This is a genomic window from Burkholderia sp. 9779_493 (assembly GCF_015712215.1).
GTDB classification, from domain to species: Bacteria; Pseudomonadota; Gammaproteobacteria; order Burkholderiales; family Burkholderiaceae; genus Burkholderia; species Burkholderia cenocepacia.
Genome location: NZ_JACCQA010000013.1, coordinates 14,293 through 35,635, shown reverse-complemented (window position 1 = coordinate 35,635; position 21,343 = coordinate 14,293). Strand labels below are relative to the sequence as shown.

The window sequence follows — 21,343 nt, the reverse complement described above, 5'->3', positions numbered from 1 at the left end:
ATCCGTCATGACGACACGCGAATACGACTACATCATCTGCGGCGCGGGTTCCGCGGGCAACGTGCTCGCAACGCGCCTGACGGAAGATCCGGACGTCACGGTGCTGCTGCTCGAAGCGGGCGGCCCCGACTACCGCTTCGACTTCCGCACGCAGATGCCGGCCGCCCTCGCCTATCCGCTGCAGGGCCGCCGCTACAACTGGGCGTACGAGACCGATCCCGAGCCGCACATGGACAACCGCCGGATGGAATGCGGCCGCGGCAAGGGGCTCGGCGGCTCGTCGCTGATCAACGGGATGTGCTACATCCGCGGCAATGCGCTCGACTACGACAACTGGTCGACGCACAAGGGCCTCGAGAACTGGACGTATCTCGACTGCCTGCCGTACTTCAAGAAAGCCGAGACGCGCGACGTCGGCCCGAACGACTATCACGGCGGCAGCGGCCCCGTGTCGGTCACGACCAGCAAGCCGGGCGTGAACCCGCTGTTCGAAGCGATGGTCGACGCAGGCGTGCAGGCCGGCTATCCGCGCACCGACGACCTGAACGGTTACCAGCAGGAAGGCTTCGGACCGATGGACCGCACCGTCACGCCGAAGGGCCGCCGCGCGAGCACCGCGCGCGGCTACCTCGACCAGGCGAAGGCGCGGCCGAACCTCGAGATCGTCACGCACGCGCTCGCCGACCGCATCCTGTTCGACGGCAAGCGCGCGTCGGGCGTCACCTACCTGCGCGGCAGCGAGCGCGCGACCGCGCATGCGCGTCGCGAAGTGCTCGTTTGCAGCGGCGCGATCGCATCGCCGCAACTGCTGCAGCGCTCGGGCGTCGGCCCCGGCGCATGGCTGAAGGCACTCGACATTCCCGTCGTGCTCGACCTGCCCGGCGTCGGCCAGAACCTGCAGGACCACCTGGAGATGTACATCCAGTACGAGTGCAAGGAGCCCGTCTCGCTGTACCCGGCGCTCAAGTGGTGGAACCAGCCGAAGATCGGCCTCGAATGGATGCTGAACGGCACGGGCCTCGGCGCGAGCAACCACTTCGAGGCGGGCGGCTTCATCCGCACGCGCGACGACGATCCGTGGCCCAACATCCAGTATCACTTCCTGCCGGTGGCGATCAACTACAACGGCTCGAACGCGATCGAGATGCACGGTTTCCAGGCGCACGTCGGCTCGATGCGTTCGCCAAGCCGCGGCCGCGTGAAGCTGCGCTCGCGCGATCCGAACGACCATCCGAGCATCCTGTTCAACTACATGGCCGAAGCGCTCGACTGGCGCGAGTTCCGCGATGCGATCCGCGCGACGCGCGAGATCATGCGACAGCCTGCGCTCGACCGCTATCGCGGCCGCGAGCTGAATCCGGGCGCCGACTGCAAGACCGACAAGGAACTCGACGCATTCGTGCGGGCCCGCGCCGAAACCGCATTCCATCCGTCGTGCTCGTGCAAGATGGGTTACGACGACATGGCGGTGGTCGATGAAGAAGGCCGCGTGCACGGACTCGAAGGGCTGCGCGTCGTCGACGCGTCGATCATGCCGATCATCACGACCGGCAACCTGAACGCGCCGACGATCATGATCGCCGAGAAGATCGCCGACAAGATCCGCGGCCGCACGCCGCTCGCGCGGGTCGACGTGCCGTACTTCGTCGCGAACGGCGCACCGGCGAGGAATGTCGCGAAGGCCGTGCGGCAACCCGAGACGGTCTGATGCAGGCAGGCGCCTGCCCGGGCGCCGCGATACCACCCGCGCGGCTCGCGGCGTTCTCGCCGCGAGCCGCATTTCATTGCGCCTTCTCGTTTGCGCTGCGTGGCCGGGCTGCCGAAACACCGCGCATCCGCTTGGCGCGGACGATCGGGTTCCTGCGCGACGTCAGGCTCATCGCGTCACGCAGGCGGTCGAATGCGACATCTTCCTTCACCCCGAAGCGGCTGACCGCCGGCCATGCGAGCACGTGGTCGAGCCACGTTTGCCATGTGTCGCCCCAAAACCGGTGGCCGATTTCCCGAACCGTGTCCGGCGCGGCGATCACGATGCCCGCCAGCAGGTAGCAGGCCCAGAAGCTGCCGGCGCCAACGAGTCGATCGAGCCGGCACACGGCAAGTGCAGCAAGCAGCCCGTCCTTCGACGCGAGATCGGTGCGATGCGTTCTGATCGCTTGCGCGACGAAGTTGTGCCGACCGCCGTACGCCTGAACGGAAACGCCGTTGCCCGCGGCGAGTTCGGCCGCGAACATCGCGAGTGCGGCCATCTCGTCGACGCGCGCCGCGTCGTCGCGCGGGCCGCATACGCGCAACACGGTCGCATCGATGACCGCGCCGGGACGAGTCGGTGTTGCCGCGATAGCGGCCAGCCTGTCTCTCAGGTTCTTTGCAGGCGGCGTCTCGCACCGCCCGTCATGTCGAGCCGCGATGCGCGCGCCCGAGTCGCGGCCTGCGCATTCGACGCCATCGGCAATCCGTTCAAGCGCGGCCCAGCCGACGTCGGGATCGTCGAACGTGCATGCACCGATCACGCCGTGCGCGGTGTCGAATACGGCACGCGAGCCGGGGCAGCAACGCTCGGCCTCGGCGAGTTGCTGGACCGAAGGCACATGCGAGCACGCGCCGGGCGGATCGGTCGGGTCGCATGCGCAACCGCCGCCGTCCGTCGCGATCCACGGGACGAGCCGATGAAGAACCGCAGTCGCTTCGCGGGAGAGGTTCGCGCCTGCGCCCGCACGGATCGCGTGCGAAGCGGCGACGGTCGCGTCGCCCACGCCGGTTGGCGCCATCGCGCAAACCGGCGTGTCGATATGGTCGATCAGGTACTGCAACCACGCGGCCGTGCGCAGCCGGTCGGGCGTCGCGCCGCGGGCATCGCCATACTTTGCTGGATCGGTCAGCATGGGTCGTCCGGGATGGTTCTGGTCAATTGGCCTGGTTTTGTTTCAATCGGATCGGGTGGCGCAATACACGCCACGCCGGCCCTGCAAGTCCGCCCGTATCGGATCGCGACACGGGCGGGCAACCGGCCGTCGCGCTGGTAAGCATGACGGCTCGCATGAATCGGAGATGCGGAAACTCGCGTATGCGCCGCGCGGTTCACATGCGCGGCGGGCGCCCCGCTTCGCGGCGCCTACTGCACGCGGCGCTTCGGCAATACATGGATGGCGGCATACACGACCACGCTGTCGGACGAATCCGGCCGCCGCGCCGATACGCGCGACGGCGCGAACCCATCGAAGCCGCGAAAACCCGCCGCGCATACCGCATGCACGGCCCTCGCGCGCGGCGGGTTCCCGCTTCGCTCGCGCGACGCTTACTGCACGTGGAACTTCGGCGACGTCAGGACCGTACCGGTCACCGTGCAGTCCGGCGTCAGCACGGAGTTGTTGAACGCCAGCGACGAGTTCGCGTCGCTCCACGCGGTCACGACCTTGCTCGGCCCGCAGGTGCCGAGCAGCGTGACGTTGACCTTCACGTTGTTGATCGACAGCTGCGTCGTGCTGTCGGCCTGCCCCGTCCACGGCGACGTGCTGCTCGCGCTGCCGCTGATCAGGCCGCACGTCGCGCCGCCCGCGAACGTCGTCGACGTGATGTTGACGATGCCGGTCGACGTGATCGTGCCGTTGAAGGTCGCGGTACAGCTGGCGTTGATCGATCCCTTGCTGAGATTCGTGAGCCCCGTCGCCGAGAACGGCTCGCCGTTCGGATTCATCGGCTGGCCGTCGGCACGCGAAACGGTGACGGCGAAAGCAGGCGCGGCCGAAACCGCGGTGAAAGCCACTGCAGCAACAAGCGATACGATTTTGCGAATGCTCATTTGAACTGCCCCCTCTCTTCACAAATGGCGGCACGCCGCCAGGAACGCGACCGTCCGGCCGGAACGATCCGGCCAGCCGGTCGCAGGAAGCCGCCGGCACGCGTCATGCGCGCCGGTCGGCTCAGAACTTGTAGGAAATCCCGACGAACGTGATCAGCGGATCGGCCTTCAACTTCGTGCGCGTGGTCGCGAGCGTCGACCCGTCGGCCGCCTTGATCACGAGCGACGAGTAGGTCTTCAGCGGCATGTACGTCAGCGTCGCCGTGAGCCCCCAGTGCTTGTCGATCGCGTAGCTCGCGCCGATGTTGTAGACCGGCGTGAACGACGACGACGCCTTGCCCTCCACCGACGTTGCCCCCGGCTTGCCGGCGCCGGCGGCGAGCACGCTGCCGAGGTTCTCGTTGATGTCCCTCGCGAAGTTGCCATTCAGTTCGATGTTGCTGAACCAGCTGTAGGCCACGCCGATCCCGACGAACGGACGAAACTTCGCCGTCGACGAATTGAAGTAGTACTGCAGAATGATCGTCGGGCTCCACTGCCGCGCGTTCTTCACGGCCGGCTGGTTCGCCGGATTGTCCATGTTGACCGAACCGAGCGCGCCGGCCGGGCCAGGCGGCTTGATCACCCCGTGTCCGGTCAGCGTGAATTCCGGCGGCACGCCGAGCACCGACGTCACCGCGATGTGATCGGTGAAGAAGTGCGTGAGCGTGAGGCCGACCGTATCGGCGTTGTTGACCGTCAGGCTCGTGCCCGGCGACGTGAACGAACCGGGCAGGCGCAACGGTCCGTTGATCGGCATGTTCGCAAGATTCGTCGTCAGCCCGTTGGTCGAATCCTGCGGCATGATGTGCAGCCAGCCCAGCGTCGCGACGTTGTCGCCCGCCTGCTGGGCCGATGCGAGCGTCGATACGCCTGCGACGACACCCGCGACAATCAGCTTCTTCATGAAGTCTCCCCCTCATTCTGTCCGGGCGCCGCGCCTTCGCGCGCGGCGCCGCCGTGTCTCCATCCACACGCGGTCACTGCACGAACGCGCCGACCGTGAAGTACGGGTTGCTCGTATCGGCCATGTCGAGGAACCCGAACACGCCGCCGGTGAACACGAACTTGCCGGTCGCTGGCCCCGACGCCGCATCCGCATGCACGGTCGTCACGACGCCCGGCACCTTCTGCGTGTAGTCGAGGTTCAGCGCGCGCGTGAGCGCGGCCTGCGATGCGTTGAACGGATCGAGCAGCGTGGCCTGCGCGCCAACGAGCGCGGTCGCGCGGTAGTTGAACGCGCTGTCGACGCCCGTGTACTCGCCGTCCTGCGAGCCCTGCGCGATCGCCGTCCGCGGGCTCAGGAACGAGATCCCCGATTCGTCGTCCGCGCTCGGCGGGCCTTGCGTGAGGTCCGCGTTCGCGGCGCCGGTGCGGATGAAGATCGGCACGAGCTGGTTGCGCAGCTTGCCGACGATCAGGATCCCCTTGCCGGCCTTCGCCGGATCGAGCGCGGCGAGCGTCGGTGGAATCTGCGGCTGGTAGTTCAGCGACTGGAATGCCGGCGCATCGGGGCGCAGCGTGAACGGCTGATTCACCGTCGCGCTCGACGCAAGCGGCTGCCCGCCGTTCTTCTTGCCGAAGTTGTCGGTTTCCGTGTAGCTGCCATCCGCGTTGATCGTCACCTGCTGGTCGAGCGCCACCGGCTGGAAGTTCTGCGACGGCACCTGGTGATAGCCGAGCTGGTTGTACGTGCCGGCGATCTTCGTCAGGTCGGTTTCCAGCGACGAGAAGCTGATGAACGGGTAGTACGGGAACGTCGTCTTCGTGATCTTGCCGACGCCGATCACGCCGTCGAACTGGATCGTCGCGCCGGGGATCGCGCCGCCCAGCACGCCTTCGCCGAGGAACAGCCGCGCGGGCCGGCTCGGGTCGAGGCTCGCGTTCTGCATCCGGAACGTGCACTGGTTCAGCTTCACCGTCGGCAGCCCCGTCTCGTCGGCCAGCGTGCCGTCGACCACGTTCGCGGGCGCGGTGTCGCGCGTCGGCTGCACGGTACCGGTGGTGGCGGGCACCGGCGACGCGAGGTAGGTCATCCGGTACGTCATCTTCGTCGTGTCGAGCTGCACCTTCACGAGCTCGCCCGACCCGGAGCCGCCGATGAACACCGTGTTGTAGTCGATCGTCTGCGGGCACAGCCGGACCACCGGCGCGGGCGGCGGGTCGCCGTCACCGCCGCAGGCGGCCAGCACGGGCGCGAGCGACGCCGCGACCATCCAATGTTTCACATTCATAGGAATCCTCTTGAAATTCGATTCACCGGCGGCGACGCATGCGCCGCCGGTGTGACGTGTTCAATGCGGGGTTACTGGACGAACGCGCCGATCGTGAAGAACGGGTTGACCTTGTTGTTGTTGACGACCATCGCGTAGACGTTGCCGGCCGTCACGAGCCAGCCCGTGTCGCCCTTGCCGAAGATCGCCGCGTTGCCGTTCGCGCCCTTCGCGTTGAAGTCCTGCGCGGCCGTCACCTTGATCTTGCCGGGCGTGGCCTGCGTATAGTCCAGCGCGAACTGCGAGGTGACCGACGACGTCTGCGGATCGATGAACGCCGCGGTACTGCCCTGGAACAGCGTGGACGTATAGTTCGCGGCCAGCGTCGACACCGCGGTGCCGTCGTTGCAACTGCCGGCTACCGAATAGAAGGCGTTGTTGGCGAAGATGCCGGGCAGGTCCGGGTGCGGCACGTTGGGGTTGAAGCTCGGCCCCGCCGACGCCAACTTGTTCCCCTGGCCGCTGGATGTCACGATGCCGCATGCAGAGGCGCTGGTCGCGCCGATGTACCCGCCCTTCAGGGAGTTCGCGGCAATCGCTTTCGTCGACGACAGCATCGAGATGCCGACTTCGGCATCGGCGACCGATGCGAGCAGATTGACCGTATCGACGTGCGTGTAGCCGACACGAATCACGATCGGCACCAGTACGCCGTTCAGCCTGCCGACGATCATGATGCCTTTCGCCTGGCTCGGTGCAATGATCAGCGTCGAGCCCTGTCCCGCGATCGGATACCCTGCCCCGCCGGCCGGATTGCTCACGAACACATTGTCCGCCGATCCGTCCGCGTTCTTGCGCAGCGCCCACGGCGTCCCGGTCGTCTGACACGAGTAGTCGCTGCCCTGCGTGATCGAACACGAACCGTCCGCGTTCAACGTCTGATTCCAGTTGACGACGTCGGATTCCCAGCCGACCGCCCCGGTCGGGCTCTGACCGTCACCGCCGATGGGCGACAGATGGATGCCTACCTCGTTGTAGTTGCCCGCCACTTTCCTGAAGTCCGTCTCCGTGTCGGTGAAGCCGATGAACGGATAGAAATCGAAGGTGCGCGACGGTACGACGCCGAGCGTGATGCCCGGAAGCAGCGGGATACCGGCGAACGCAATCGTCGCCCCCGGAATCCCGCCGCCCACCACGCCATTGCCGACGAACAGCATCGGCGGGTCGGCGCGGTTGATCGTCACCGAATACGCGCCGTCGCTCGTCGCGCCGCTGTCGAGCACGAACGCGCAACGGTTCTGCTCGGCCGTCGGGAGATTAGTCGGATGATGGAATGCACCGCTGATCGTCAGGCCCGCGCGCGTGTTGTTGACTTGCCCCGCCGAGGTCGGCACCGACGATTCGATGAACTGCAGCTGGTAGGTGAGCTTCGTCGTGTCGAACTTCACCTTCACGTATTCGCCGCTGCCGGCGCCGCCCGTGTACGTCGTCGTGTAATCGAGCGCGTCGGGACACAGCTTCGTCACGACGGGCGGCGTCGTGTCGGCGCCGCTCGGCCCGCAGGCGCTACCCGAGCACTGCGGCACGGTGATCGGCCCCGGATCGTCGCCGCCGCCGCAACCGGCGACGAACGGCAGCGCCAGTACCGCGCACGACAGGACCGCCTTCCGCCATTCAGGAATGCAAATCATCAACCCCTCCTTTTCAGGTACGACAAGTCTCGTCCGGCCGGGCTGCATGGCCCGCCGGTTGGTATCGCGCCGCCGCACGAAGGCGCGGCGCATGACGATGCACGCAAGGCCGCCGCGATGCCGGTCAGGCAGATGCGGCACATGCCGCGGCGGCAGACGAGCGCGCTCCCGCAGCGCCGTCATGCGGCACGGCGCCGTCGGAACGATCGAAACGGAAAGTAGCTTGTCGCTACGGTTCGCCGCTACACGGCGTGGTGACGAGGCAGGCACGCGACCTGCGTCGCGCCTGCATTCAGCGAAAAATCGGGAAACGGCAGTCCGGCTGGCCCCGCGGATAGGCGTCTCATGGTGTGGTCTCCATACGTACGCTTGATTCGTTATCGTGATGCGTCGTTTGTCGAGACTATGATCGGACCATTCCCACAAGTAAATGGATGCAGAGTTCCAAACGGATGAAACCGCGCGATCCTAGCGTTCATACGGTATTTGACAGATTTTCAAACAGCCTTCATTTTATTTGCTCAGACAAATACACGGACCATGGAACACGCGTTTGAACGACGGACGACAATCCGCGCCGAGCCAGGCCAGCCGGCCCTCGGCGGCCCGCACGCATGTTGCGGCGCACCTCATACGTCGATGATCGCGAGCGTGCCGTGGCTGCCGGGCAGCACCGCGTGGCGCGTGCCGGCGCGCGCGAGATACATCTGCCCGGCGCCGACCACGACCGTTTCCGCCTCGACCTCGAGCCTCAGCGTGCCGTCGAGCACCAGCAGCCCCTCGTTGTAGTCGTGCACTTCCGCTTCGTAAGGCTGCGCATCCATGCGCAGCACCTTGATCCGGGCCGGCCCGACTTCGCCGACGATCGTGGATTTCCATGCGGCGGCCTGCGCGTCCGCCACGGACTTGAAATCGATCAAAGACATGCGCCCCGCTCCGTATCACCGTGAAAGGCACGCATTATCGCGAGCGCCACGCGTGCCGTCCCGGTACGGCGCGAGGGACGGCAGGCAGCACAGTCGGCCCGCCCGTCGAGCGGCAACGCGCTCGCGGCCCGATTCGCGGAAAACCATCCGGATTATTCGCATCATTCAAATAAAACGCCAAATCGTTGAGCGATATCACCGCAATTCCCGCAAATCCGGCGCCAGTCCAGCCCAGCCTTTCCATCAGAATGCATTTCGATCTGCCGATTGCTAATATGGCGGTCCCGCGATCCCGCACTACCCTGCCGTTCGACATGACGCCCGTTCGCCATGCCGTCCCCGGTCCCGGCCGCTTCGCAGCGGCGGCGGCGCCGGGCACGCGCGGCGCCCGCCGTCGCGCCGGGCGGCCGTGCCATCCGTGAGCATGCAACCGATCCTTTCCGTCTCCGACCTCTCCAAGACTTACGCGTCCGGCTTCCAGGCGCTGAAGCACGTGACCCTCGACATCCGCCCCGGCGAGATCTTCGCGCTGCTCGGGCCGAACGGCGCCGGCAAGACGACGCTGATCGGCTCGATCTGCGGCATCGTCACGCCGACCGAAGGCCGCGTGACGGTCGGCGGCCACGACATCCGCGATCAATACCGCGCGGCCCGCGAAATGATCGGCCTCGTGCCGCAGGAGCTGACCACCGACGCGTTCGAAACCGTCTGGGCCACCGTGTCGTTCAGCCGCGGCCTGTTCGGCAAGGCGCCCGATCCCGCGTACATCGAGAAGACGCTGAAGGCGCTGTCGCTGTGGGACAAGCGCGACAACAAGCTGATGACGCTGTCGGGCGGCATGAAGCGCCGCGTGATGATCGCGAAGGCGCTGTCGCATGAGCCGCGCATCCTGTTCCTCGACGAACCCACGGCCGGCGTCGACGTCGAACTGCGCCGCGACATGTGGAAGCTCGTCGATTCGCTGCGCGAAAGCGGCGTGACGATCCTGCTGACCACGCACTACATCGAGGAAGCCGAAGAGATGGCCGACCGGATCGGCATCATCCTCGGCGGCGAGCTCGTGCTCGTCGAGGAAAAGCGCGAACTGATGCGCAAGCTCGGCAAGAAGCAGCTGACCGTGCAACTCGAGCAGCCGCTCGCGGAGGTGCCGCCCGCGCTCGCGCCGTTCGGTCTCGAACGCGCGGAAGACGGCGCCGCGCTCGTCTATACGTACGACTCGCAGCGCGACGACGCGAGCATCGCGAAGCTGATCAACGCGCTCGGCTCGGCCGGCATCGGCTTTCGCGACCTGCACACGACGCAGAGCTCGCTGGAGGACATTTTCGTCAGCCTGATCGACAACCGCCGCAACGGCGTGCAAGGAGCCTGACCCATGAACTGGCATGGAATCCGCGCGATCTACCGCGCAGAAATGGCCCGCACGCGCCGCACGCTGATGCAGAGCATCATCGCGCCGGTGATCTCGACGTCGCTGTATTTCGTCGTGTTCGGCTCCGCGATCGGCTCGCGCATCAGCGACGTGAACGGCATCGGCTACGGGTCGTTCATCGTGCCGGGCCTCGTGATGCTGTCGCTGCTGTCGCAGAGCATCTCGAACGCGTCGTTCGGCATCTACTTCCCGCGCTTCACCGGCACGATCTACGAGATCCTGTCCGCGCCCGTGTCGTACTGGGAGATCGTGATCGCGTACGTCGGCGCGGCCGCATCGAAGTCGATCCTGCTCGGCGTGATCATCCTCGCCACGGCCGGCCTGTTCGTGCCGCTGCACATCCTGCATCCGTTCTGGATGGTGCTGTTCCTGGTGCTGACGGCCGTCACGTTCAGCCTGTTCGGCTTCGTGATCGGCATCTGGGCCGACAGCTTCGAGAAACTGCAGCTCGTGCCGCTGCTGATCATCACGCCGCTCACCTTCTTGGGCGGCAGCTTCTACTCGGTCGACATGCTGCCGCCAGCGTGGCGCGTGGTCACGCTGTTCAACCCGATCGTCTACCTGATCAGCGGCTTTCGCTGGTCGTTCTACGGGATCGCCGACGTGCACGTGTGGATCAGCCTCGCCGCGACCGCGCTGTTCCTCGTGATCCTGCTCGCGATCGTCGCGTGGATGTTCCGCACCGGCTACAAGCTGAAGAACTGACGCGAGCGGGCGTCGCGCGCCGCCCGCCGATGACGCATTTCGGCAAGCGGGCGGCGCTTTTCCTCCGATGCGGCAGTTTGTGGTCGCGTCTACTGAATACGAAGCATCGGGGCCCTCGAGCATGCGCTGCGCGGCCCCTTTTTCATTTCAGAGGACGCCATGCCCGCCGCCACCGCTCCCGCCTCCGCCGCCGCCCGGCTCGAACGCCTGCCGTTCTCCGGCTATCACAAGCGCATCTTCTTCATCATCGCGATCGCGTTCTTCTTCGATTCGGTCGACCTCGGCACGATGACGTTCGTGCTCGGCTCGATTCGCAAGGAGTTCGGGCTGTCGACCGCGGCCGCCGGCCTCGTCGCGAGCGCGAGCTTCTTCGGGATGGTGCTCGGCGCGGCCGTCGCCGGCCTGCTCGCCGACCGTTTCGGCCGTCGGCCGGTGTTCCAGTGGAGCATGGTGCTGTGGGGCGCCGCGTCGTACCTGTGCTCGACCGCGCAGAGCGTCGACGCGTTGATCGTCTATCGCGTGTTGCTCGGCATCGGGATGGGGATGGAGTTTCCGGTCGCGCAGACGCTGCTGTCCGAATTCGTGCCGACCGAGAAACGCGGCCGCCTGATCGCGCTGATGGACGGCTTCTGGCCGCTCGGCTTCATCACGGCCGGCATCGTCGCGTATTTCGTGCTGCCGCAGTTCGGCTGGCGCACCGTGTTCGCGCTGCTCGCGATTCCGGCCGTGTTCGTGCTCGTCGTACGCCGCATCGTGCCGGAATCGCCGCGCTGGCTCGAACATGCGGGCCGGCACGCGGAAGCCGACACGGTGATGCACTCGATCGAGGCGAAGGTGATGCGCTCGGCCAGCGTCACGACGCTGCCGCCGCCGTCGCGGCTCGCCGAGCCGGCCGCCGCACGCGGTCGCGGCGCGCTGCGCGAGATCTGGAGCGGCGTGTACCGTCGCCGCACGGTGATGGTGTGGCTGCTGTGGTTCTTCGCGCTGCTCGGCTTCTACGGCCTCACGTCCTGGCTCGGCGCGCTGCTGCAGCAGGCCGGCTTCGAAGTCACGAAGTCGGTGTTCTACACGGTGCTGATCTCGCTCGGCGGCGTGCCGGGCTTCCTGTGCGCCGCGTGGCTCGTCGAACGCTGGGGCCGCAAGCCGACCTGCATCGCATCGCTGATCGGCGGCGGTGCGATGGCGTACGCATACGGCCAGAGCGCGCTGTACGGCGGCAGCACGACGCTGCTGATCGTCACGGGCCTCGCGATGCAGTTCTTCCTGTTCGGGATGTGGGCGGCGCTGTACACGTACACGCCCGAGCTGTACGGCACCGGCGCACGCGCGACCGGTTCGGGCTTCGCGTCGGCGATCGGTCGCATCGGTTCGCTGATCGGGCCTTACGTGGTCGGCGTCGTGTTGCCGGTGTTCGGCCAGGGCGGCGTGTTCACGCTCGGCGCGCTGTCGTTCGTCGCGGCGGCCATCGCCGTGTGGACACTGGGAATCGAGACGAAGGGCCTCGCGCTGGAGCAACTGGCGGCAGGCGACGACGCGGGCGGCAGCGGCCGGTATCCGGCGACGGCGGCGGACAAGGCGTCCTGATCACCGGCCTGGCCCGCGTACACGCTGCTGCTGTCGTCGGACATCTTGATGCGTTTCGGCGACGAGGAAACGGACGACCCGCTGCCGGCGATCGTCGATTCGATCGCACGCTCGGCCTACCTGCCGTCGCTCCCGCACCTGGCGAGCGCGCTGGATCCACGCGCTCGATCTCGACATCGCCCTGCCGATGCACGGCCCGGTGATCGCGCACGACATCCCGCGCGTGCTCGCCGGCGCGCTCGCTCATCGCGAAGCCGCGCCGCGTAAGCCGCGGCGGCGGTCTTCCGGCGGCGCGACGGCCGGGGCCGGGGCCGGGGCCGGGGCCGGTCAGGCGCCGGCGACGATGAACTCTTCGGCCGCCTTGCGCTGAACTGCGGCCATCACCGCCAGTTCGCGCTTGCTGCGCGCGTCGCCGGACACGACGCCCGTCGCGTGCTTGGCCTTCGCACCCAGCGGGAAAAAGACGAACGACGCGCCGGCCGGGGCCGCCGGCTCCGCACGCAGGCGTTTGTTCAGAATCTTCAGGTACTTCTTCTTCGAGACTTCCTTAGCAGCCATGGCGCCCTCCGCGTAAACGTGGTGTGGACCAGCATACCAGTTTTGCCGAGGCGCTCCGTGACAGCGGCCGCGCGGATCGATCTGCTCTAAAATGGACCACGCTTACGCGACCTGCCGCACCGCCCGCGGCCGCATGTCCTCATCGGAGCGCTTCCATGCATGTCGAGTTGTTCGCGCAGCATCACGCTTGCCCCGGCTGGCAGGGCGACATGGCCCGACGCATTACCGCATTCGACTGGTCGGCCACCGGGCTGGGCCCGATCGACGGCTGGTCCGCCAGCCTCGTCGCGGCAGTCCGCGCTGTGCTTGCCTCGCCGCTGCCGCTGGTGATGCTGTGGGGCCGCCCCGGCTACATGATCTACAACGACGCGTATGCCGGGTTCGCCGGCGGCCGCCATCCGTATCTGCTCGGCCAGCCGGTCGAACTCGGCTGGCCCGAAGTCGCCGATTTCAACCGCAACGTGATGAACACCTGTCTCGCCGGCGGCACGCTGTCCTATCGCGACAAGGCGCTCGTGCTGCTGCGCAGCGGCCGCCCCGAAGACGTGTGGATGGATCTGCACTACAGCCCGCTGCCCGACGACGACGGCGCGCCGGGCGGCGTGCTCGCCGTCGTCGTCGAGACCACCGAGCGCGTGCTCGCCACGCGCCATCGCGATCGCGCGGAAGCGGCGCTGCAGGCATCCAATGCCGAGCTGCGCAACCTGACCGAAACGCTCGAACAGCGCGTGACCGACGCGATCGCCGAGCGCGCGGCGATCGAGGAACAGTTGCGTCACGCGCAGAAGATGGAAGCGATCGGCAGCCTGACCGGCGGCATCGCGCACGACTTCAACAACGTGCTGCAGGTGATCAGCGGCAACCTGCAGATCCTCTCCGTCGAACTCGGCGCGCATGCGAGCGCGCAGCCACGGATCGAGAACGCGAACAACGCCGTGCGGCGCGGCGCGCAACTGGCGTCGCACCTGCTCGCGTTCGCGCGACGCCAGCCGCTTGCGCCGACCACGCTGAACCCGTGCCGGCTGATCGACGGCATGCACGAGATGCTGCACCACGCGCTCGGCGAAGCGGTGCGAATCGTCCCCGCGCTGTCGCCCGACGTGGGCAACGTACTCGCCGACCGGCACCAGCTCGAAAACGCACTGCTGAACCTCGCGATCAACGCGCGCGATGCGATGCGCGGCGGCGGCACGCTGACGATCGCCGCATACAACAGCACGCAGCCCGGCCCCGCGGCCGGCACGCGCCGCGCGCCGATGCCGCCCGGCGAATACGTGACGTTCGAGATCGCCGACACGGGTGTCGGCATGACGGCCGACGTGCTCGAACGCGTCTTCGAACCCTTCTTCACGACCAAGCCGGACGGCGAAGGCACCGGGCTCGGGCTCAGCATGGTGTTCGGCTTCGTCAAGCAGAGCGGCGGCCACGTGTCGATCGACAGCACGCCCGGCCAGGGCACCACCGTGCGCCTCACGTTTCCGCGCTGCCACGAGGCGGCCGACGAGCCTGCCCGCACGCCGCAGCACGACGCGATGCGCGGCCGCGAAACGATCCTCGTCGTCGAGGACGATGCGGATGTCCGGCTGACGGTGGTCGACATGCTCGCGCAGCTCGGCTACAAGGTCATCACGGCGTCCGACGGCGAAGCCGCGCTGCGCGTGCTCGACAGCGAGACGCCGATCGATCTGCTGTTTACCGACGTGATCATGCCGGGCCGCGTGAAGGGCGGCGAACTCGGACGCCGCGCCGCGCTGCGCAAGCCGCCGTTGCCGGTGCTGTTCACCTCGGGCTACACACGCGACGAGATCTTCCATGCGGGGCGGCTCGACCCCGGCGTGATGCTGCTTGGCAAACCTTACCGGCGCGACGAACTCGCCGCGCGGATCCGCAGCGTGCTCGATGCGCAGGCCGACGCGGCCTGACGCATTGCCGACACGGCGCCCCTCGCCATTCCGATCGCCGCTGAATTTTTTTACCCGCGATGTCGATTCGCGTCGCCGTCGCGCGTCGTGTTGTCGTAACCGATCGTTTTGCCGTCGCACCGCCGGCAAACGTCCTATTCACGTTCAAGGAGATACGACAATGCGCGTCATGGTCATCGTCAAAGCCACCGCCGATTCGGAATCCGGCCAAATGCCCGACACCGAAATCATGGCCGAAATGGGCCGCTTCAATGAAGAACTCGTGAAAGCCGGCATCCTGCTCGCCGCCGACGGGTTGCGCCCGAGCAGCCACGGCAAACGCGTGCACTTTTCCGGCAAGAGCCGCGCCGTCATCGACGGCCCGTTCGCCGAAACGAAGGAACTCGTCGCCGGCTACTGGCTGTGGCAAGTGAAATCGATGGAAGAAGCGGTCGAATGGGTGAAGCGCTGCCCGAACCCGATGCCCGGCGACTCCGACATCGAGATCCGCCCGCTGTTCGAGGCGGAAGATTTCGGCGACGCATTCACGCCGGAGTTGCAGGAGCAGGAGGCGCGGATGCGTGCGGAGGTCGACGCCCGGCAGAAGTCCTGAACCGCAAGCGGGCGGCGCACGCGAATCTCGCACGCGCCCGGACGAGCCCGTTGACGAAGCCCTGCCGAGTAACGTATCGTTTTGTCACGTTACTCGGCAGGGCTTCGTCATGCATTCCCGTTTCGACCGTTTCCGCTCGACCGCGCTCGGCGCCCAGCTCGAAGCGCTGATCGAGCAGCCCGAGCGCTATCTCGAGTTCGCGGCGCTGTCGCGCGTCGGCGTCGCCGCGATCGGCGCGATCCAGGACGAGATCGTACGCAAATTCCCCGAAGTCGAAGCCGACACGACGGCCCGCCAGTTCTGCGGCGCGATGGTCGCCGACGTGATGCGTCGCCACGGCCATGAGGTCGTGCAGGCGCGCGGGCGGCTCGGCGGCGCGCTGTTCAGCTACGGCGCGGTGTTCGCCGCGCACCCGCAGCGGCTGCCGTTCGCCGACGTCGTCGCCGCGCTGGCCCGCATGCCCGCCCGGCTCGCCGCCCGTGCCGCGCATGTACCGGCGGCGCTGGCCACGCGCCGCCCGGCCGGCACCGGCTTCTCGCTCGTCGAACATGCGTGCCACCTGCGCGATCTCGATGCGGTGTTCGCCGCACGCATCGACGCCGTGCGCACGGCCGAGCTGCCCGTGATCGAATCCGTCGACGGCACCGCGCTCGCCACGCAACGCGACTATCTCGCGCAGCCGCTCGATCTCGCCGTCGCGGCGTTCCGCAGCGGCCGCGCCGCGCTGTGCGCCACCGCGGCCGCGCTGGACCCATCGCAACTCGCACGCTGCGGGCTGCGCGACGGCATTCGCCGGATGTCGCTCGACGAACTCGTGCGCGAGTTGCTCGACCACGACCGCACGCACCTGCTCGAGCTCGACGAACTGCTCGCCGAACTCGAATTGCCGCCGCTTCCTTCCGCACACGCCGCATGATCCAGCCCACGCCCGTCGTCTTCATTCACGGCTTCATCGGCACGTTCGACGTGCGCGGATGGCACGGCCCGCATCTGTGCCCCGACCTGCTCGGCTACGGCGCGCATCGCGCCACGCCGCCCGACGCGATCTCGCTTGCCGCGCAGGTCGAGCACGTGCGGCAAACCGTCGAGATGCACGTCGGCATGCGGCCGGTCGATGTCGTCGGCCATTCGGTCGGCGGCGCGATCGCGATGCTGTTCGCGCATGCGCACCCCGAACGCGTGCGGCGCATCGTCAACGTCGAAGGCAATTTCACGCTCGACGATGCGTTCTGGTCCGCATCGGTCGGGCGCATGACGCCCGACGAAGCCGACGCGATGCTCGACGGCCTGCGCGCGGCGCCGCTCGACTGGCTGCGCGGCGCGATCGACGCACCGTCGCCGAGTCAGCTCGACGACGCACGCCGCTGGCTCGCGCATCAGCCGGCATCGACGCTGCGCGCGATGGGCCGCTCGGTGGTCGAGACGACCGGCGACGCGGGTTACCTGCCGGCGCTCGCGCAAGTGTTCGAGCGTCATCCGGTCTGGCTGATCGCCGGCGAACGCTCGCGCGCGGGCTGGCACGTGCCCGAATACGCGCTCGCCCGCTGCGCCGGCTTCGACACGATCGCCGGCTGCGGCCACCTGATCGCGGCCGAGCGGCCCGATGCGTTGCGCGCCGCCCTCGCGCGCATCGTATGCAAGCCGGCCGCCTGACAACCCGTAGGATTCACCGAAATATGGTTGAAAGGCGCGGTTGCTAGAGTCGTCGCAACAGGGTTTTCCCGGCATCCGGCCGGACTGGGTCGACACATGCAAGGATCGATGCGCCTGGCACGTACCTTCTGGCTGCTTCTGCTGCTCGCCGTCACGCCCCCTGCGTTCGCATTCCATGCGCGGGTCGTCGCGATCCCGAGCGCCGCGATGAGCGAGACGCTCAAGGCCACCATCGTGCTGCCCGACGATTACGCGCGCGACAACCACGGCGAACGCTACCCCGTCGTGTATCTGCTGCACGGCTCGGGCGGCGACCATACCGACTGGACGTCGAACACGCACATCGCCGCGCTGGCCGACCGCTACCGCGTGATCCTCGTGATGCCCGACGGCGGACATGAAAGCTGGTACATCGACAGCCCGTTCGATTCGGGCAGCCGCTACGAGACCTTCATCGGCGACGAAGTCGTGTCCTACGTCGACCTGCATTTCCGCACGATCGCGACCCAGCACGCGCGCGCGATCACCGGGCTCAGCATGGGCGGCTTCGGCGCGCTGCGCATCGCGCTCGACCGCCCCGACACCTTCGGCGCGGTCGGCAGCATCAGCGGCGCGGTCGATCCGCGCTGCTGCACGGAGGAGCCGGGGATCGCCCACGTGTTCGGCGATCCCGACCGCCATCCGTCGTTCTGGAACCGCAACGTGATCGTCGAAAGCGCGCGGTCATTCGTGCGCGCGCATCTCGACCTGACGATCGATTGCGGCCGCGACGATGCCTTCGTCGGCTCGAACCGCACGCTGCACGAACGGCTCGTCGCGCTCGGCGTGCCGCACGACTATGCGGAGCGGCCAGGCGGCCATACGTGGGACTACTGGGCGAACGCGATCCGCTATCAGATGCGGTTCTTCGCGACGTCGTTCCAGCATCGCGGCTACGCGTTCGTGCCACGCCCGCCGCGCCGGGCATGACGCGCGCGGGCTGAGGCGCGGCTACCGCCTGAGGCGGCAAAGCCTGACGTCGAAAGTCGAAACGGGATGACGAACCGGCATGCCGCGCAGCGCGCCCGGCAAGAAGATGAACGCGCGTCGCCCGACGCGCGCGGCAAACGAAAGCGGCGAGCCGGTCAGTTGTCGTGCGCGGTGTCCGCGCCGACGACGCGATCGAAGAATTCCTGTGCACGCGCCAGCTCGTCGAGCGCGCGATCGAGACGCGACATCGCGCGTGCGTATTCGGCCGACGAGCCGTCGTCGTCGCTTTCGCCGCGCACCGCGCGAAACGCCTGATCGACGTTGCGCGTCGCTTCGACGAAGCGTTGTGCGGCTCGTGCTTCCGGCGAACAGATGTGGGTCGACATCGACACTCCTCCCTCAGGATTGCAGTGTGAAGCACGCCGACGCTCAGTGTGCGTGGTACGCATGTCGGCGGCGTGAACCACGACCCGTCGCGTGTCGACGCATCGGCCGCCGCACCGCGCGCTTCGTGCCGATTGTCCCTCCGCGCTCGCCGATCCGCTACGGCGAGATTGCAACAAATTCTTGCGCGAACGGCTCCGCGCGTGGCGTCACGCGCGCCCGACGCGCGGATGCGCCAGCCCCGCGAACGCGGCCGCCTCGCCCGGCGACAGGTCGAACAGATCGCCGGTGAGATCGCGCGGATGCTCGGCCGCCGGCCGGTTGCGCAGGCGCGCGACGTGGGTGGGCGGCACATACGCGGCCGCCGTTTCGAGCGGCGGCACGTCGAACAGATCGCGCGTGACGCCGCGCACGGCATCCGTCGGCGAACGGCCGCGCAAGCGCGCGACCAGCTCGACGAAGCGATCGAAATCGCCCGCGCGCGTGGCCTTGTTCACTTCCGCGAGATCGCGCGCCTTCAGCACGCACGGCTGCGCGAGCCGCACGAAATACGGTGCTTCGAGCTCGACCGACAGCGCGAGCGGATAGCTCTTGCCCGTCTGCTCCTTCGCCCGCCCGATGCAGTCGACCACGGCCGCTCCTTGCGCGGCGCCCAGCGGCTTGCCGGTGCTCACGCTGCGCAGGTGGTCGGGAAACACGCGCAACTGCGTGCCGACCGTCAGCGCGGTGGACGACGCGCACACGAGCGCGTAGTGCTGCTCGCGCCGCCGGCCCGACGGCAACGTCGAGCGGCTGGCGATGAACGTATGCGGCGGCAACGGCCGCACCTGGCCGCTTGCGTCGACCCAAGCATTCCACAGCAGCGCGTCCTTGCGCTCGCCCGCGCGCGGACGCGACGCGACCGGCGAAAACAGCGCGAGCAGCGAACCCGTGCGATGCGCGGCGACTTGCGCGCTGCTGCCGAGCGGCTGGTTGATGCCCCACAGAAAACGCCCGCCCCCGAGCCGGCGCTCCCATTCCTTGCGGAGCACGACGGTCGGCAGTTCCTCGCCGGACTCGGTACCGATCTTGGTCCAGCAGAACGTGGGAGGGAGGTGTTTCAGTGTCATCAACTTTCTCGGGATACAGCCTCGCTGGTGACAGCAAGCCCATTCAACAGCCGTAACTGTATAGGTATAATGCATCGCATGGAAGCCCCGGACCAAGATTTTCCCGTTCAAGACCTGTTGCGCCGCCTGCTGGCAGATACACGCTCGTCCAGCGAAATCGCGCGACTTTCCGGGGTCAGCCAGCCCACCGTGTCGCGCCTTCGGCTGTCGAACGGGCGCCGGCTGCGCCGCAGCGCGCCATTCAACAAGCTATGCAGTTTCTACGGTGTCGACACGGAGCCGTCACGCCGCCGGTACAACGACCTGCTGCGCGACGCGATCGTCGACGCGTGGGACGGCTCGGACGAGCACGGGCGCGCGCTGCTGGTCGTGATTCAGGGGCTGAAGGATTTGCAGGCGAAGGCGGATGACGGGTAATGGCGGCGACGGGCCCCGTCATTCATCGAGATTGAACGTGATCGGCACGCGCGCCCGGATCGGCGACGGCGCGCCGTTCTCTACATGCGTGGCGCAGCGGCTCGTGAGCCACGCATCGCGCAGCACCGCATCGAAGCGCGGATAGCCGCTGCCGGCGGCAGCGACACGCGCGGCGACGACGCGGCCTGCCGTCGTCCCGGCCGTGCCCCGTCAACCGTCGCACGTCACGCCGCATTGCGCGAGCGAATTCTCCCTGCTGCGAAAAACCAGCGGCCGTTCGTCGGGCGGCGCGCGCCGGCGCGCGAACTGCACGGCCTGTTCGACCTGGCCGTGATGGGCGGATTTCGCGCACACCGGATCGGCTTCGTTCGGATCGCCGGCCAGCAGGTACGCCTGACACCGGCAACCGCCGTGATCCGCATGCCGCTCGTCGCACGTCCGACACGGCTCGCGCATCCAGTCGTCGCCGCGAAACGCGTTGAACGCGTCGCTGTCGTACCAGATGTCCCGCAGCGAGCGGTCGCGCACGTTCGGCAACGCGAGCCCCGGCAGCGACCGCGCGGCATGGCACGGCAGCGCGGTGCCGTCCGGCGCGACGCCGAGGAACACCGAGCCCCAGCCGTTCATGCAGGCCTTCGGGCGGCGCTCGAAATAGTCGGGCACGACGAACAGGATCTTGCAGCGCTCGCCGATCAGCTTGCGATAGCGGTTGACCGTATCCTCGGCCTCGCGCACCTGCTCGACGGTCGGCATCAACTGGTCGCGATTGAGCATCGCCCAGCCGTAGTACTGCGTGTTCGCGAGTTCCAGGTAATCGGCGCCGAGATCGAGCGCCATCTCGATGATCTGCCCCACGTGCGGCAGGTTGTAGCGATGCAGCACGCAGTTGAGCACCATCGGATAGCCGTGCGCCTTGATCAGCCGCGCCACGTCGCGCTTCAGTTCGAACGTGCGTGTGCTGGTCAGGAAATCGTTCAGCTCGCGCGTCGAATCCTGCAGCGACAACTGGATGTGGTCGAGCCCGGCGGCCTTGAGCCGCTCGATGCGCGCGACGTTCAGCCCGATGCCCGACGTGATCAGATTCGTATAGAAGCCGAGCCCGCGCGCATGCGCGACGAGCGTCTCGAGGTCGCCGCGCTGCAGCGGCTCACCGCCCGAGAAGCCGATCTGCGCGGCGCCGAGCGCGCGCGCGTCGCCGATGACCGTGCGCCACGCGTCGGTGTCGAGTTCCGCGCCGTGCGTCGCGAAGTCGACCGGGTTGTAGCAGAACGCGCAGTGCAGCGGGCAGCGGTACGTGAGTTCCGCGAGCAGCCACAGCGGCGCGGACGGACGGGGGGTGTCGGGCGTCAT

Annotated in this window: 20 protein-coding genes; 10 read left to right on the top strand and 10 right to left on the bottom strand. The window is 67.6% G+C overall.

Annotated features, from left to right (window positions below; all coding sequences use genetic code 11):
- Positions 1 to 7 precede the first annotated feature (7 nt).
- A complete protein-coding gene (gene betA / locus H0X95_RS15350) occupies positions 8 to 1,708 on the top strand; it encodes a choline dehydrogenase (RefSeq protein WP_006498730.1) in 1,701 nt (566 codons plus the stop codon).
- A gap of 73 nt (positions 1,709 to 1,781) precedes the next feature.
- Here the strand turns inward: betA and H0X95_RS15345 are convergent, their stop codons facing one another.
- The 6 genes from H0X95_RS15345 to H0X95_RS15320 form a co-directional block, all read right to left on the bottom strand.
- Positions 1,782 to 2,885 (bottom strand): hypothetical protein, encoded by a 1,104-nt coding sequence (locus H0X95_RS15345; RefSeq protein WP_059721820.1) that lies wholly within the window; start codon positions 2,883 to 2,885, stop codon positions 1,782 to 1,784.
- A 413-nt stretch (positions 2,886 to 3,298) separates the two neighbouring features.
- Entirely contained in the window at positions 3,299 to 3,802 is a 504-nt protein-coding gene (locus H0X95_RS15340) for a hypothetical protein (RefSeq protein ID WP_006480638.1), read from the bottom strand.
- Positions 3,803 to 3,923: 121 nt separating this feature from the next.
- Positions 3,924 to 4,748: an OmpW/AlkL family protein gene (locus tag H0X95_RS15335; protein ID WP_006482693.1), complete on the bottom strand. Its 825-nt coding sequence runs from the start codon at positions 4,746 to 4,748 to the stop codon at positions 3,924 to 3,926.
- A 73-nt stretch (positions 4,749 to 4,821) separates the two neighbouring features.
- The gene (locus tag H0X95_RS15330) at positions 4,822 to 6,075 is read right to left on the bottom strand and encodes a DUF2957 domain-containing protein (protein ID WP_006482703.1); all 1,254 of its coding nucleotides are present in this window, start codon (positions 6,073 to 6,075) and stop codon (positions 4,822 to 4,824) included.
- Between the two features lie 71 nt (positions 6,076 to 6,146).
- Positions 6,147 to 7,745, bottom strand: a complete 1,599-nt coding sequence (locus H0X95_RS15325) for a DUF2957 domain-containing protein (protein ID WP_059721818.1) — start codon at positions 7,743 to 7,745, stop codon at positions 6,147 to 6,149.
- 629 nt (positions 7,746 to 8,374) lie between these two features.
- Positions 8,375 to 8,671: a cupin domain-containing protein gene (locus tag H0X95_RS15320; RefSeq protein ID WP_006482698.1), complete on the bottom strand. Its 297-nt coding sequence runs from the start codon at positions 8,669 to 8,671 to the stop codon at positions 8,375 to 8,377.
- 424 nt (positions 8,672 to 9,095) lie between these two features.
- On the opposite strand from H0X95_RS15320, the gene H0X95_RS15315 reads away from it, so the two are divergent.
- The 3 genes from H0X95_RS15315 (at position 9,096) to H0X95_RS15305 (ending at position 12,389) form a co-directional block, all read left to right on the top strand.
- Complete coding sequence (locus H0X95_RS15315; RefSeq protein ID WP_006481959.1) at positions 9,096 to 10,040, top strand: ABC transporter ATP-binding protein; 945 nt, start codon at positions 9,096 to 9,098, stop codon at positions 10,038 to 10,040.
- Positions 10,041 to 10,043: 3 nt separating this feature from the next.
- Entirely contained in the window at positions 10,044 to 10,805 is a 762-nt protein-coding gene (locus H0X95_RS15310; RefSeq protein WP_006481964.1) for an ABC transporter permease, read from the top strand.
- Between the two features lie 159 nt (positions 10,806 to 10,964).
- A complete protein-coding gene (locus H0X95_RS15305; RefSeq protein WP_059721816.1) occupies positions 10,965 to 12,389 on the top strand; it encodes an MFS transporter in 1,425 nt (474 codons plus the stop codon).
- Positions 12,390 to 12,716: 327 nt separating this feature from the next.
- Here the strand turns inward: H0X95_RS15305 and H0X95_RS15300 are convergent, their stop codons facing one another.
- On the bottom strand, positions 12,717 to 12,947 hold the full coding sequence (locus H0X95_RS15300; protein WP_006481962.1) for a hypothetical protein: 231 nt from the start codon (positions 12,945 to 12,947) through the stop codon (positions 12,717 to 12,719).
- Positions 12,948 to 13,102: 155 nt separating this feature from the next.
- Here H0X95_RS15300 and H0X95_RS15295 point away from each other — a divergent pair, with 155 nt between their 5' ends.
- The 5 genes from H0X95_RS15295 (at position 13,103) to H0X95_RS15275 (ending at position 18,083) form a co-directional block, all read left to right on the top strand.
- Positions 13,103 to 14,869 carry an ATP-binding protein gene (locus H0X95_RS15295; protein WP_006481958.1) on the top strand — a complete coding sequence of 589 codons (1,767 nt, stop codon included), beginning with the start codon at positions 13,103 to 13,105 and terminating at the stop codon, positions 14,867 to 14,869.
- A 160-nt stretch (positions 14,870 to 15,029) separates the two neighbouring features.
- Positions 15,030 to 15,461, top strand: coding sequence for a YciI family protein (locus H0X95_RS15290; protein WP_006481960.1), 432 nt, complete (start codon positions 15,030 to 15,032; stop codon positions 15,459 to 15,461).
- A 109-nt stretch (positions 15,462 to 15,570) separates the two neighbouring features.
- The gene (locus H0X95_RS15285; RefSeq protein WP_059721814.1) at positions 15,571 to 16,377 is read left to right on the top strand and encodes a DinB family protein; all 807 of its coding nucleotides are present in this window, start codon (positions 15,571 to 15,573) and stop codon (positions 16,375 to 16,377) included.
- The gene (locus tag H0X95_RS15280; protein ID WP_059721813.1) at positions 16,374 to 17,114 is read left to right on the top strand and encodes an alpha/beta fold hydrolase; all 741 of its coding nucleotides are present in this window, start codon (positions 16,374 to 16,376) and stop codon (positions 17,112 to 17,114) included. Before H0X95_RS15285 ends, H0X95_RS15280 begins: the two co-directional genes overlap by 4 nt.
- 108 nt (positions 17,115 to 17,222) lie before the next feature.
- Positions 17,223 to 18,083, top strand: a complete 861-nt coding sequence (locus tag H0X95_RS15275; RefSeq protein ID WP_006498721.1) for an alpha/beta hydrolase — start codon at positions 17,223 to 17,225, stop codon at positions 18,081 to 18,083.
- A gap of 155 nt (positions 18,084 to 18,238) precedes the next feature.
- Here the strand turns inward: H0X95_RS15275 and H0X95_RS15270 are convergent, their stop codons facing one another.
- Positions 18,239 to 18,469, bottom strand: coding sequence for a hypothetical protein (locus H0X95_RS15270; protein WP_006498720.1), 231 nt, complete (start codon positions 18,467 to 18,469; stop codon positions 18,239 to 18,241).
- A 207-nt stretch (positions 18,470 to 18,676) separates the two neighbouring features.
- Entirely contained in the window at positions 18,677 to 19,576 is a 900-nt protein-coding gene (locus H0X95_RS15265; protein ID WP_006485430.1) for a hypothetical protein, read from the bottom strand.
- 78 nt (positions 19,577 to 19,654) lie between these two features.
- Between H0X95_RS15265 and H0X95_RS15260 the strand changes: the two genes are divergently transcribed.
- Complete coding sequence (locus tag H0X95_RS15260) at positions 19,655 to 19,993, top strand: helix-turn-helix domain-containing protein (protein WP_006493567.1); 339 nt, start codon at positions 19,655 to 19,657, stop codon at positions 19,991 to 19,993.
- A gap of 210 nt (positions 19,994 to 20,203) precedes the next feature.
- On the opposite strand, the gene pqqE is transcribed toward H0X95_RS15260, so the two are convergent.
- Positions 20,204 to 21,343, bottom strand: a complete 1,140-nt coding sequence (pqqE, locus tag H0X95_RS15255; RefSeq protein ID WP_059721811.1) for a pyrroloquinoline quinone biosynthesis protein PqqE — start codon at positions 21,341 to 21,343, stop codon at positions 20,204 to 20,206.

Excerpts from the sequence above, each read along its gene's own strand:
- betA (WP_006498730.1), top strand. The coding sequence starts at position 8 with ATGACGACACGCGAATACGACTACATCATCTGCGGCGCGGGTTCCGCG.
- H0X95_RS15345 (WP_059721820.1), bottom strand. The coding sequence starts at position 2,885 with ATGCTGACCGATCCAGCAAAGTATGGCGATGCCCGCGGCGCGACGCCC.
- H0X95_RS15340 (WP_006480638.1), bottom strand. The coding sequence starts at position 3,802 with ATGAGCATTCGCAAAATCGTATCGCTTGTTGCTGCAGTGGCTTTCACC.
- H0X95_RS15335 (WP_006482693.1), bottom strand. The coding sequence starts at position 4,748 with ATGAAGAAGCTGATTGTCGCGGGTGTCGTCGCAGGCGTATCGACGCTC.
- H0X95_RS15330 (WP_006482703.1), bottom strand. The coding sequence starts at position 6,075 with ATGAATGTGAAACATTGGATGGTCGCGGCGTCGCTCGCGCCCGTGCTG.
- H0X95_RS15325 (WP_059721818.1), bottom strand. The coding sequence starts at position 7,745 with ATGATTTGCATTCCTGAATGGCGGAAGGCGGTCCTGTCGTGCGCGGTA.
- H0X95_RS15320 (WP_006482698.1), bottom strand. The coding sequence starts at position 8,671 with ATGTCTTTGATCGATTTCAAGTCCGTGGCGGACGCGCAGGCCGCCGCA.
- H0X95_RS15315 (WP_006481959.1), top strand. The coding sequence starts at position 9,096 with ATGCAACCGATCCTTTCCGTCTCCGACCTCTCCAAGACTTACGCGTCC.
- H0X95_RS15310 (WP_006481964.1), top strand. The coding sequence starts at position 10,044 with ATGAACTGGCATGGAATCCGCGCGATCTACCGCGCAGAAATGGCCCGC.
- H0X95_RS15305 (WP_059721816.1), top strand. The coding sequence starts at position 10,965 with ATGCCCGCCGCCACCGCTCCCGCCTCCGCCGCCGCCCGGCTCGAACGC.
- H0X95_RS15300 (WP_006481962.1), bottom strand. The coding sequence starts at position 12,947 with ATGGCTGCTAAGGAAGTCTCGAAGAAGAAGTACCTGAAGATTCTGAAC.
- H0X95_RS15295 (WP_006481958.1), top strand. The coding sequence starts at position 13,103 with ATGCATGTCGAGTTGTTCGCGCAGCATCACGCTTGCCCCGGCTGGCAG.
- H0X95_RS15290 (WP_006481960.1), top strand. The coding sequence starts at position 15,030 with ATGCGCGTCATGGTCATCGTCAAAGCCACCGCCGATTCGGAATCCGGC.
- H0X95_RS15285 (WP_059721814.1), top strand. The coding sequence starts at position 15,571 with ATGCATTCCCGTTTCGACCGTTTCCGCTCGACCGCGCTCGGCGCCCAG.
- H0X95_RS15280 (WP_059721813.1), top strand. The coding sequence starts at position 16,374 with ATGATCCAGCCCACGCCCGTCGTCTTCATTCACGGCTTCATCGGCACG.
- H0X95_RS15275 (WP_006498721.1), top strand. The coding sequence starts at position 17,223 with ATGCGCCTGGCACGTACCTTCTGGCTGCTTCTGCTGCTCGCCGTCACG.
- H0X95_RS15270 (WP_006498720.1), bottom strand. The coding sequence starts at position 18,469 with ATGTCGACCCACATCTGTTCGCCGGAAGCACGAGCCGCACAACGCTTC.
- H0X95_RS15265 (WP_006485430.1), bottom strand. The coding sequence starts at position 19,576 with ATGACACTGAAACACCTCCCTCCCACGTTCTGCTGGACCAAGATCGGT.
- H0X95_RS15260 (WP_006493567.1), top strand. The coding sequence starts at position 19,655 with ATGGAAGCCCCGGACCAAGATTTTCCCGTTCAAGACCTGTTGCGCCGC.
- pqqE (WP_059721811.1), bottom strand. The coding sequence starts at position 21,343 with ATGACGCCCGACACCCCCCGTCCGTCCGCGCCGCTGTGGCTGCTCGCG.